The sequence below is a fragment of the Symbiopectobacterium sp. genome (genome assembly GCF_047692315.1).
Lineage (GTDB): Bacteria > Pseudomonadota > Gammaproteobacteria > Enterobacterales > Enterobacteriaceae > Symbiopectobacterium.
The window spans coordinates 236,310-247,670 of sequence record NZ_JBLLJS010000028.1 but is presented as its reverse complement, the minus strand read 5'-3'; the positions used below and the strand labels follow the sequence as shown (position 1 = coordinate 247,670).

Genomic DNA, 11,361 nt, shown 5'->3' with positions numbered 1-11,361 from the left:
CCTGAAATCCCATCAAAGCCGCGCCATTAAAGGCGTCGCGCTATCCCAAGCTCTCTCCCTTAACTATGTAAAAATGATCACTCCCCCACAGTCAACATCGTTTCCCTGACTGTTACCGAGAAAGGTTACTGCATCGATCGCACCAGCGGTGGCGTGGATATCAATAACCCGCTGATCAAACAAGACTTGGAATTACCCACCGCGCCAGCTTCTGCGCCGGGCCTGCTGGTAGAAGCGCTGCGCGTACGTCGTGAACGTGGTCTGCAACCCTTTACCGTGCTTTCCTGCGATAACATGCCGGAAAACGGCAACGTGGTGAAACGCGCGGTGCTGGAACTGGCACGTTTGCGCAGCGCTGAGCTGGCGGAGTGGATCGCAGCCAATGTCACCTTCCCTAACACCATGGTGGATCGTATCGTACCTGCCGCCACGCAGGAAACACTGGCGGAAGTGCAACAGGCCATCGGTGTCGCCGATCCGGTGGGCATCGCCTGCGAGCCCTTTATTCAGTGGGTGGTGGAAGACAACTTCGTTGCGGGTCTCCCACAGTGGGAAGTGGCCGGCGCACAACTGGTGGATAACGTTCTCCCGTTCGAAGAGATGAAACTGCGTATGCTGAACGGCAGCCACTCCTTCCTGGCCTATCTGGGTTATTTGGCAGGTTACGAGCACATTAACGACTGTATGGCCGATGCGCACTACCGCCGTGCCACTCAGCGTTTGATGCTGGAAGAGCAGGCACCGACGCTGCACGTGAACGAAGATTTACCGGGCTATGCCGCGCAGTTGATTGCCCGTTTCACTAACCCGGCGCTGAAACACCGCACCTGGCAAATTGCGATGGACGGCACGCAGAAGCTGCCGCAGCGTATGGTGGAATCCGTGCGCTGGCACCTGCAAAACGGCAGCGATTACAGTTGCCTGACGCTGGGTATCGCAGGTTGGATGCGCTATGTGGGCGGCGTGGACGATGCCGGTCAGCCAATCGACGTGCGTGACCCCATGGCCGATCAACTGCGCGCTATCGTCGATGCCACGCAAGACGGTGCAGCACGCGTGCAAGGCTTACTGGGATTGAATGCCATCTTTGGTGATGACCTGGCGAAAAACGAAGAATTTGTGCGCCGTGTCACCAAAGCATACCTGCTGCTGAGTGAAAAAGGCGCAAAGGCGGCGGTATCAACATTGTAAGTAAAGCGAATTGCTTTTGACCTTGACCTTACCGCGTCGAAGGGCGCTGAAGCGTATGTTAGCTTCAGCGCAAAATTTCGTGCGCTAAAATTGCAGATTATCTATCACGTTTCCTGCGGTGCTGGCACCGATTCAAACAGGTAACCGTCGAACGCCGGGTCATCTACGTCCGAAATTTCCAGCAGTTTGTGCTTCATATTTTCCAGGTGCTGCCACATTTCCTGACGCGCCTGTTTGGCATCACGGCGTGTCAGGGCACGCAGAATGCGTTGATGATCGTCCAGCCACTGGCGCTGATAGCTGAAATCTACCGTGTGTGAATGCAGACCGCGCCACATGGAACTGCGTTTACGCTCCTGCCACACTTCATAAACCATATTGGCCAGCACGCTGTTTTGCGTCGATTGCGCCAGCAGGCAGTGAAACAGCTCATCCGCGCGCTCATCAACGCTACCATTGTCCAGCGCCTGACGTTCCTGATCGATAGCCTGCTTCATTTTAAGGATATCGGTCTTGGTCGCCTGCATGGCCGCAAAGGCTGCCACCTCACTCTCCAGCAGTTGACGCGCCTGCATCAGCTCAAACGGACCGTAACCGCTGTCAGCATTGCGGTTCTTATCTTCGGTCGAAATCTGAATGACATACACGCCGGAGCCTTTACGCACTTCTATCAGCTTCTCAAGTTCCAGCATGATCAAGGCTTCACGCACCACACTGCGACTTACGGAAAAACTCTCTGCGATATCACGTTCAGGAGGAAGACGATCACCCACCTGATATTTGCCATCCAGAATATCTGTCCGAATCTTGTTACCAATGTCTTGATATAATCTCATCTTATTGTTTTTCCTTCACAAACAACGATGGCGCAAAATTGGCCTGACCAAAGAATAAAAAATACTCAAATCTGGCGCAAGTATAACATGAACCTGTCACATAAATTGCCACTGGGTGCGCATTTTAACAAACCGCATCCGCCAGCACGCAAAGCGCGCACAAGTTAGCTGACCGCTTACAACTGCGGTTGACCACTGCTGCAAGCGAATGCAAATTCGTTGCCGAAAAATCCGCCATTCTCTATTATCCGTTCGGTAGTGCCCTTCGCTTATTTCACCGGACAAAAATGGATTCATCGATGGCATTGATGCGCTCTGCGCTTTTCTCTGGCGCGCTCGGCTGGCGCGGCCTGTTTATGTTGCTACTGCTGGCGTTATTAAGCGCCTGTAGCCGCACACCGCCGCCTATCACCTCGTTAGGTCAGCCAACTTTCGCCCGCTATCAGCAAGAAACCACCCGCTGGGTAGAGGAGCATCGGCATTTTCAAACGCTGGATAAGGCGCTGGAGTTAACCTGGAATACACCGTCGGAAAACCGCCCCGTGGGGACCGCGCGCAAGGGTATATTGCTGGTACATGGTCTGGGGGATTTCCCCGGTTCGTTTACCGATATCATTCCCGCGTTAACACAACGGGGCTTTCTGGTGCGCACCGTGTTGCTGCCGGGCCACGGTACACGGCCAGCGGACCTGATGCTGGTTTCGGTGGAGGACTGGCGGCGCATGGTGGCTGAGCAAGCCGCTTTATTACGTGAGGAAGTCGGCGAAGTCTATCTGGGTGGCTTCTCCACGGGCGGCAATCTGGTGTTGGAATACGCCTTACAGCATCCGGAAATACAGGGGCTTGTGCTGTTTTCTCCCGCTATTCGCTCTGATGAACCGCTCGATTTTCTGGCGCCGCTATTAGCAACGGTCACCGACTGGCTGCGACCGCCGCGACCAGGGCAACCGCAACAGATTGCCACCCGCTATCTGCGTGTGCCCACCAACGGTTTTGCGCAGTTTTATTATTCCAGTGCCAGCGTGCTCCACCTGCTGGCAAAAGTCCCCTACGACAAACCCGTACTGATGGCGCTAGCGCAGCACGATTCTGTGCTCGACACCGCCGCCATGCTGGCTCATTCGACAAGGCATTTCCCCACCCGGCCAGCCGCGTGATTTGGTATGGTAATTTGCCTTCCACGCCCGTATCCGAGCGAGTGCTGGTGCGTTCCGATCGCCTGCCGGAATGGCGCATCAGCCAGTTTTCTCATATGTCGGTGCTGTTTTCTCCCGATAACCCGCTCTATAGCCGAGCCGGTACGCTGCGCCTTTGCTCCAACGGCCCTTCCGCGCCCGCTGGCAACTGTAAGGAAAGAGAGGACGTATGGTATTCCGATTGGGGCTATCAGGAACAGGGTAAAACGCATATCCGCTTGACGTTTAACCCCTATTTCGACTGGCAAAACCAGGTGATGGCAAGCGTGTTGAACAGTGAAAACGTCACAACCACCTCACCTTGATACACAATCAGAAAACCGAGCGTCATAATAGGTTCATCAAGACCTGGTAAAGTGTGTGGGGAATACGGTTCCCCCCACACTGGAATGATAGTGACCCCATGGACGCCACGCCCGAGTTATCGCTGAACAGACCCTACCGAGGCTCTCCCAAGGCCGCCGATTTATGTGTCTCTACGCCGGAGGCCAGCCCAGAGACAGATAACGCCACGGTATTGCAACTTTTCAACAAATACAAAGAATTAGTGAGTCTGCCGGTGGTAGAAAAAGGCAGGCCGTTCGGGCTTATCAACCGGCATATTTTTTTGTCACAAATGTCACGCCCGTTTTATCGCGAGCTGTATGACAAAAAAAGCTGCATCGCGTTTATGGACAAAAACCCGCTGATTGTCGATGCCAATGCCTCGCTGAATGCAGTGGCAGATCAAACGGTTATTTCCGGGGATAAATCCCTCACCGATGGTTTTATCATCACCCGCGAAGGCACCTATCTCGGCATTGGGCTGGGTATCGATCTGATCAAAGCAGTGTCGGACATGCATCTGCAACAACATCAGAAGATCATGCAAAGCATTGATTACGATAGCATTATTCAACAAGCGATGATGTCCACGTCTTCGCAGGCGATGTCGGCCGCGCTGGCTGACTGGTGTCTGGCATGGCAACCGCGCGACTGTGTGGGCGGAGATTGCTACGCGTTTAAAGCTACGGCCGACGGCTGGCTGGCGCAAGCACATCATCCTCCCACACGTAGCACCATGGTTCCCCCCCCAGCGCGATCAATCCGAGAAAGAAGCAGCGGCAAAACAATGTTTCGCCAATATGCTGTCGCAGGCGCTGCCCAAGCATCATTCCGAGCAGCGCCAGCAGCGATACCGGCAGATTCAACACCGGCAAGCCGCCGCTTTGCGCTAATGAAAGCGCCAGTCCGAGCGCCTGCACCAAATCGTCTTTCTTCAATGCCAGACATTGTAAATAGGGTACTGCGGGTATCACAAACACGCCGGTTGCAGCCGTAATCGCCCCGGTGATGTATCCCATTACCGGAGAAAGCCAGACTTCATGGCGACTGGGCTCGGGCAAACGGCGCGCGATAAGCCCCCACAGGCCGTAAACCACCAGCATCGCGCCAAGGGAAACGGGGCCCATGGCGACGCTTCCGCTAAGGTTGGTACACCGCCCCACAGCGTCCCCACCAGTATCGCAACCAGAAAGCTGCCAAGACGCCGTGCCAGCAATAAAAATGCCGGTCCGGCAAGCAACTGCCACAGGTTGGTGACGAAAGAGGGGATGAGCAGCAGCGCTGCGGCGCTTGCCGCAGGCATGGTCAGCGCCAAAAGTCCCATGGCAACAGTCGGCAAACCGAGGCCAACAATATGCCCGCCAACAAAAATACTGCGAGGATCGTAACCATCCCTTTTCCTTATTCGCCGTTTATTCCGAGGTATAAGACGAAAATACGCACATCGCAGCAAAAGCGCGATGCGGCGTTTATTGAGGGTGGCTCAGGAAAGACTTGTAGGGGAACCGTTCGCGCCGCAGCAAACGCGGCGCACAGCACAGAAAACTCAGCTTTTCTTCACAAATTCGGATTTCAGCTTCATCGGGCCAAAACCATCAATCTTACAATCAATGTTATGGTCGCCTTCCACCAGACGGATACTTTTCACTTTGGTGCCGATCTTCAGCGTGGAAGAACTGCCTTTCACTTTCAGGTCCTTGATAACCGTCACGCTGTCGCCATCGGCCAGCAGGTTGCCATTGGCATCGCGCACGACCAGCCCGTCGTCGTCAGCCGTCTCGGCGTTCAGAGACCACTCGTGGCCGCACTCAGGACAATTCAGCTGTTCATCAGCCTGCCAGGTGAAGGCAGAGTCGCATTTTGGACAATTTGGTAAGGTTGACACGGCATGACTCCTGAAAAATCAAAAAAAATAAAATCATAATCAAACATGATGCCTTGTCGCTATTTTACCCTATTTCGCCCACAGCACACAGCCAAACACCCTGCAACAGCACGGCGCTGGCTGCAACGCACCGATCAGCAATCGGTACGGCAGAAGAAGGAGCAGGCAGAGCTGCTGTTTCATCGGGTGGGGATTACCTTTAACGTCTACGGTGACGATGAAGGCACCGAACGACTGATTTCTTTTGACAGTGTGCCGCGCATTATTCCGGCGGCAGAGTGGCGCAAACTGGACAGCGACATTCGTCAACGCGTCAAGGCGCTGAATGCCTTTCTGCACGACATCTATCACGATCAGCACATCCTCAAAGCCGGCATCATTCCCGCTGAACAGGTGTTGGCTAACGAACAGTTTCAACCCTGCATGCAGGGCATCACCCTGCCCAATCAAATTTATGCCCATATCACCGGCATCGATATGGTGCGCAACAGCGACGGCGAGTATTACGTCCTAGAGGATAACCTGCGCACTCCGTCCGGCGTCTCCTACATGCTGGAAAACCGTAAAATGATGATGCGTCTCTATCCGGATATGTTTGCCCAGCAACATATCGCGCCGGTGGAGCGCTACCCCAGTTACCTGCTGCAAACGCTGCGCGAGAGCTCACCGGTAGACGATCCCTGCGTGGTGGTGGTGACGCCGGGACGTTTCAACAGTGCCTATTTCGAGCACAGTTTTTTAGCACAGCAGATGGGGGTAGAACTGGTTGAAAGTGCCGACCTGTTTATCAAGGAGGGGGCGGTTTATATGCGTACCACCGCCGGGCCGCGTAAAGTGGATGTTATCTACCGCCGCATTGATGACGCCTTTCTCGATCCGCTGGCGTTCCGCGCGGATTCGATGCTCGGCGTACCGGGTCTGCTGTCGGTTTATCGCACAGGCGGCGTGGTGCTCGCCAATGCCATCGGTACCGGCGTGGCCGATGACAAATCCATTTACCCTTACGTACTGGAGATGATTCGCTTCTATCTGAGTGAAGAGCCGTTATTGAACAACATCCCCACCTGGCAGTGCCGTAAACCGGAGGATTTGCGCTTCGTGCTGGACAATTTGGATCAGATGGTGGTGAAGGAAGTTCACGGTGCAGGCGGCTACGGCATGCTGGTAGGGCCACGCGCCAGCCGCGCCGAAATAGAGGAATTTCGCCAGCGCCTGCTGGCTAACCCGGCGAACTACATTGGGCAAGAAACGCTGGCGCTCTCCACCTGTCCCACCTTTGTTGAGCAAGGACTGGCCCCGCGCCATATCGATCTGCGCCCCTTTGTGCTCTACGGTCAGGAGATCCGCCTGGTACCGGGTGGGTTGACGCGCGTGGCGCTCACCGAAGGCTCGCTGGTGGTGAACTCTTCACAAGGTGGCGGCACCGAGGACACCTGGGTAATGGAGGATGACGAATCATGCTAAGCCGTACAGCCAGTGAACTGTTTTGGATGGCGCGTTATCTGGAGCGAGCGGAAAGCTTCGCCCGCGTGCTCGATGTCACCTACAAGCTCTCGATGGTGCCGCGCCACAGTCAGCAGCAGCGCGATCTGGCGTTGCCGCTCAATCTCTCCCTGACCCATGAGCTGTTTCAGGCGCGTTATCCGCAATTTTCCATGGCAAACCTGATCAACTTTTTTGCCCTCGACAGCGATAACCCCAGCAGTATCTACAGTTGCGTAGAAATGGCCTGGAACAACGCCCACGCGGTGCGCGGCAGCCTCTCCGCAGAGGTGTGGGAGTGCATTAACACCACGCGCATTCAGTTGCGCACGCTGCGACAAAAAGGCGTGGAGGAAGTCGGTATCGACGCCTTTTTCGACTGGGTAAAAGATCGCGCGCATCTGTTTCGCGGTGCGGTGTTTGGCACCTTGCTGCGCAACGATGCGTTGTGCTTTATCCGTATCGGCACGCTGATCGAGCGGGCGTTCGCCACCACGCAACTGCTGTTGCTCAAAGATCAGCAGCTCAACAACGACACCGACCCGGTACGTGAATACTATCGGCTGGATACGCTGCTGCGCGCCGTCAGCGCACGGGAAGCCTACAACAGCATTTATCGCCAGCCGGTGACACGCGATACGGTCGCCGAGTTGTTGATCCTGCGTAACGACGTGCCGCGCTTACTGCGTGCCTGCATCGAAGACGTTGTCGGACAGCTGGAACAGATCGCCAACACCCGCTCTCACCTGCCGCTGCGTCTGGCACACCAGTTGAATGTCGATCTGCGCTTCAGCACGCGAGAGGATTTGGCGCAATCGGATATGCAAGTCTATCTCACCGGGCTGCTGGCCCGTATCAACGCGCTGGCTGACCGCGTGCGACAAACCTATCTGGAGACGGTATGAAACTGACCATTAATCATCTCACGCGCTATCGCTATGATGAGAAAGTGAAATTCAGCACCCAGTATCTGCGTTTGACGCCGCGTGATTCCGCCCGTCAGCGCGTGGCCTCATGGTCATTGACGCTGTCTGATGGCTCTGCGGTCACCACTACCGATACCTGGGGCAACGTGTTGCATGTGCTGACGCTGGATCATCCGCATCAGGAAATCGTCATTCACGCTCAGGGTGTGGTAGACATTGCCGATAACGATGATATCGCGCCAGAGGCGGAGCATCTGTCACCGTTGGTGTTCCTGCGCAGCACGCCGCTCACGCAGGCGGATGCGCCCATTCGCGAGTTTGCGCTACGCTACTACCGGCCAGAAGCGGCTGAAGAGAGCCTGAACGCGTTGATGGCGGCGCTGTTGGTCAGCATGCCTTACACGCCCGGCGCAACGCGGGTGCAAGATAGCGCTGCGCAGGCCTTTACACGCGGGCAGGGAGTCTGTCAGGATCACACCCACGTGTTTCTGGCTTGCTGTCGCAGCCTGCACCTTCCGGCGCACTATGTAAGCGGTTACGTTCACAGCCCGGATTCACGCCACGTGGCGATGCACGCCTGGGCGGAAGTGTGGCTGAATGGACGCTGGTTGAGTTTTGATATCACCAACAATTCGCGCAGCCTGACACAGCATTTGCGTCTGGCGACCGGATTGGACTATCTGGATGCCTGCCCGATACGCGGCAGTCGACTGGGTGGCGGAAGCGAAATGCTGTTTTCTGAAGCTGAAGTGCGGCGCTTTTCACAACAGGCGCAGCAGCAATAACCATGAGATGATCGGATTATGACTTACTGTGTGGCCATGTGCCTGTCGGACGGACTGGTGTTCGCTTCGGATTCCCGCACCAATGCCGGGGTGGACCATATTGCAACGTTTAAAAAACTGCATGTGATTCACCACGACGATCGCGTACTGGTGTTGCAGTCCGCCGGGAACCTGGCCACTACACAAAGCATTGTCAGCCTGCTGGAAACGCGTATGCGCAGCAACAGCGAGCCAAACCTGTTACAGGTTTCTACCCTGTATGATGCGGCGACGTTGGTCGGAGCCACATTGCGCGAAGTTGTCGATCGTGACAGCCGCATGCAACAACATGCCAGCACCACCAACTTCGGTTGTAACCTATTGGGTGGGCAAATCGCCGGAGAAGCGCCCCGGCTGTTTCATATCTACCCTGAGGGCAATTTTATTGAGGCTACGCGCGACACGCCCTATTTCCAGATTGGTGAAAGCAAATACGGCAAACCGATCATTGACCGCGTATTAACCATGGAGACCACGTTAGAGCAAGCGATGTGCTGTGCGCTGATTTCCATTGACTCGACGCTGCGCAGCAATCTGTCTGTCGGGCTACCGCTGGATGTCATGCTCTATCGCACTGACAGCTTTGATGCCAGTGGGCAGCGCCGTGTTACCGAAGATGACCCCTACTTCGCGACTATTCGCAAAGCCTGGTCGGAAGGATTGCAGAATACGTTCCGCCAATTGCCGCCGTTTTCGCTCTAGCTCGCCACAGGCGTTCGTCTGGCCGCCAGCGCGCACAGCAATACCGCAAGGGTGGTGCCATTATGCAACAGCGCGCTGCCTCCCGGCGAAAGCCCACCCAACGCGGCCGTCAGCATGATGCCGCTGTTCACCCACTCCGTCAGGGCAATGTTGTTGTGTACCAGCTTCATCGCCTCCAGCGCCAGTTCGCGCGCCAGCACGACATCGTTCAGGTTATCCTGCATCAACACCGCATCCGCTGCCTGCTGAGCCAGCTCGGTGCTCTGGTTCATAGCCAGGCCGACATCCGCCTGAGCCAGCACCGGCGCATCGTTCACCCCGTCACCAATGAACAGCACCCTACGCCCCTGCTGTTGCAGTGCCTGAACCACATCCACCTTGCTCTCAGGGGTTCATTCGGCCACACACTCATCAATCGCTAACGCGTGGACCAGTTGCTGCACCTTTTCAACGCGATCGCCAGTCAAAAGCACAATACGATCGATACCCGACTGGCGAAGTTGTGCAATCACTTCACGCACTTCCACCCGCACGTTGTCCTGCAAACCAATCATACCGACCAGCCGCTTATCAAGGCTGATAAACAGCAAATGGCACCCTTGCTGAGCCAGCGCGGTAATTTCGGCTTCATAAGGCGAGAAAATCACCTGATAATGCGCTTCCAGAAAATGACGGCTACCGATCGCCATGCGGTGGCCATCCAATTCACACAGCAGCCCGTGCGCAATCACATACTCTACTTCGCCGTGGTTGATATGGGGCAATGCATGATGATGCGCTGCCGCAACGACGGCTTTTGCCAGTGGATGGTTGCTATGCTCTTCGACAGAGGCGGCTATCTCCAGCAAGCGCTCCGCCCAGGCCCGCTCCGGATCGAAACTGACCACTTCCGTCACCTGCATATCGCCGTGCATCAGGGTGCCGGTTTTATCGAAGACCACCGTATCGACGGCGGCGAGTTGTTCAATCGCCCGCCCGCCTTTAAGTAACAGACCGCTTTGCGCCGCGCGATACATGATGGATTTAAACGCGATCGGCGTGCTCAGCTTCAGCGCACAGGCATAATCCACCAAAAACACCGATGCCAGACGCCGCCAATCGCGCGTCAGAGCAAACACCGCCCCACCCACGCCGAGCGTGATCGCCACGCGCCGGTCGGCCATCGCCTGTGTCACTTTTTGCGTTTCGCTTTGCTGGCTTAACGATTCACTGATGAAGCGGCGGATATTGGTAATGGAGGAATCTTCCCCTACCCGATCCGCCTGCACGGCAATATTGCCTTCCTGCACCTGCGTACCCGCATACAGCCAGGCTCCTTTTTCTCGCCGCACCGGTACACTCTCACCGGTCATCGAAGCCTGATTAATCAGTCCGACTCCGCGCAACACCTTGCCATCGGCCGGGATGGTGTCCCCCGGCCCGAACAGCATCACGTCTCCGACCGTCAGCGCAGAAGAAAGAATTTGGCTACGTTCCCCTGCACGCTTGACCCACACAGTGTGTTCCTGCGGCCGTAACAGGCTGGCCAGCAACGCATCGGAATGACGGCTGGTCTCCTGCTCCATGTACTCGCCCAGCGTCAGCAGCGTTTGCGTCAGCATCGCGGTGCGGTTATCGCCGCGCAACAGGGAAAGCCCAACCGCCAGCGCATCCAGCACCTCAATGTTCAATTCACGTCGCGTCAGCGAGGACACGCCTTCAGCCAGCGTTTCCCCGGTCAGCAGCAGGGTTGGCAACGCCGCCCAGCGTCGAGGCAGACACTGGGCCAACAGCAAGCCCCCCGCGTTGAGCAGATTATCACCGCCGCAATACTCCGGCTCATGTTCGCTCTCGGTGCGTTGCTGCCAATCAAAACCGGCCACGTGCGTCAACAACACGGATTCATTGGTTTGTGCTGGATGGTACTCAATGATAACCGAGCCGATGGTTGAGCGCAGACGCACCCGCATGACACCCAACAGCGCCAACAGTTGGTGACGCAGCCAGTTTGCCCCG

Annotated in this window: 5 protein-coding genes and 6 pseudogenes; 7 read left to right on the top strand and 4 right to left on the bottom strand. The window is 56.1% G+C overall.

Annotation, left to right across the window (positions count from 1 at the left end; genetic code table 11):
• Positions 1 to 84: 84 nt before the first annotated feature.
• Positions 85 to 1,191, top strand: a pseudogene (locus ACMZI0_RS18020) (mannitol dehydrogenase family protein); the annotation flags it as partial.
• Between the two features lie 104 nt (positions 1,192 to 1,295).
• Here the strand turns inward: ACMZI0_RS18020 and ACMZI0_RS18015 are convergent.
• Positions 1,296 to 2,027: an FCD domain-containing protein gene (locus ACMZI0_RS18015; RefSeq protein WP_415673977.1), complete on the bottom strand. Its 732-nt coding sequence runs from the start codon at positions 2,025 to 2,027 to the stop codon at positions 1,296 to 1,298.
• Between the two features lie 299 nt (positions 2,028 to 2,326).
• Between ACMZI0_RS18015 and ACMZI0_RS18010 the strand changes: the two are divergent.
• Positions 2,327 to 3,528: pseudogene (locus ACMZI0_RS18010) on the top strand (alpha/beta hydrolase).
• Between the two features lie 98 nt (positions 3,529 to 3,626).
• A pseudogene (locus tag ACMZI0_RS18005) lies at positions 3,627 to 4,253 on the top strand (CBS domain-containing protein); the annotation flags it as partial.
• Here ACMZI0_RS18005 and ACMZI0_RS18000 read toward each other — a convergent pair.
• Positions 4,231 to 4,939 (bottom strand): annotated as a pseudogene (locus ACMZI0_RS18000) (sulfite exporter TauE/SafE family protein). The pseudogenes ACMZI0_RS18005 and ACMZI0_RS18000 sit on opposite strands and share 23 nt — an antisense overlap.
• 154 nt (positions 4,940 to 5,093) lie before the next feature.
• The gene (locus ACMZI0_RS17995; RefSeq protein WP_415673976.1) at positions 5,094 to 5,432 is read right to left on the bottom strand and encodes a zinc ribbon domain-containing protein YjdM; all 339 of its coding nucleotides are present in this window, start codon (positions 5,430 to 5,432) and stop codon (positions 5,094 to 5,096) included.
• 114 nt (positions 5,433 to 5,546) lie between these two features.
• On the opposite strand from ACMZI0_RS17995, the pseudogene ACMZI0_RS17990 reads away from it, so the two are divergent.
• From ACMZI0_RS17990 to ACMZI0_RS17975, 4 genes and pseudogenes are all read left to right on the top strand, one after another.
• Positions 5,547 to 6,896, top strand: a pseudogene (locus tag ACMZI0_RS17990) (circularly permuted type 2 ATP-grasp protein); the annotation flags it as partial.
• Positions 6,890 to 7,819 (top strand): alpha-E domain-containing protein, encoded by a 930-nt coding sequence (locus tag ACMZI0_RS17985; RefSeq protein ID WP_415673975.1) that lies wholly within the window; start codon positions 6,890 to 6,892, stop codon positions 7,817 to 7,819. The pseudogene ACMZI0_RS17990 and the gene ACMZI0_RS17985, both read left to right, overlap by 7 nt.
• Entirely contained in the window at positions 7,816 to 8,625 is an 810-nt protein-coding gene (locus ACMZI0_RS17980) for a transglutaminase family protein (protein WP_415673974.1), read from the top strand. The genes ACMZI0_RS17985 and ACMZI0_RS17980 overlap by 4 nt, the downstream gene beginning before the upstream one ends.
• Before the next feature lie 18 nt (positions 8,626 to 8,643).
• Positions 8,644 to 9,366, top strand: coding sequence for a peptidase (locus ACMZI0_RS17975; protein WP_415673973.1), 723 nt, complete (start codon positions 8,644 to 8,646; stop codon positions 9,364 to 9,366).
• On the opposite strand, the pseudogene ACMZI0_RS17970 reads toward ACMZI0_RS17975, so the two are convergent.
• Positions 9,363 to 10,931 (bottom strand): annotated as a pseudogene (locus ACMZI0_RS17970) (heavy metal translocating P-type ATPase). The gene ACMZI0_RS17975 and the pseudogene ACMZI0_RS17970 sit on opposite strands and share 4 nt — an antisense overlap.
• Between the last annotated feature and the right edge of the window lie 430 nt (positions 10,932 to 11,361).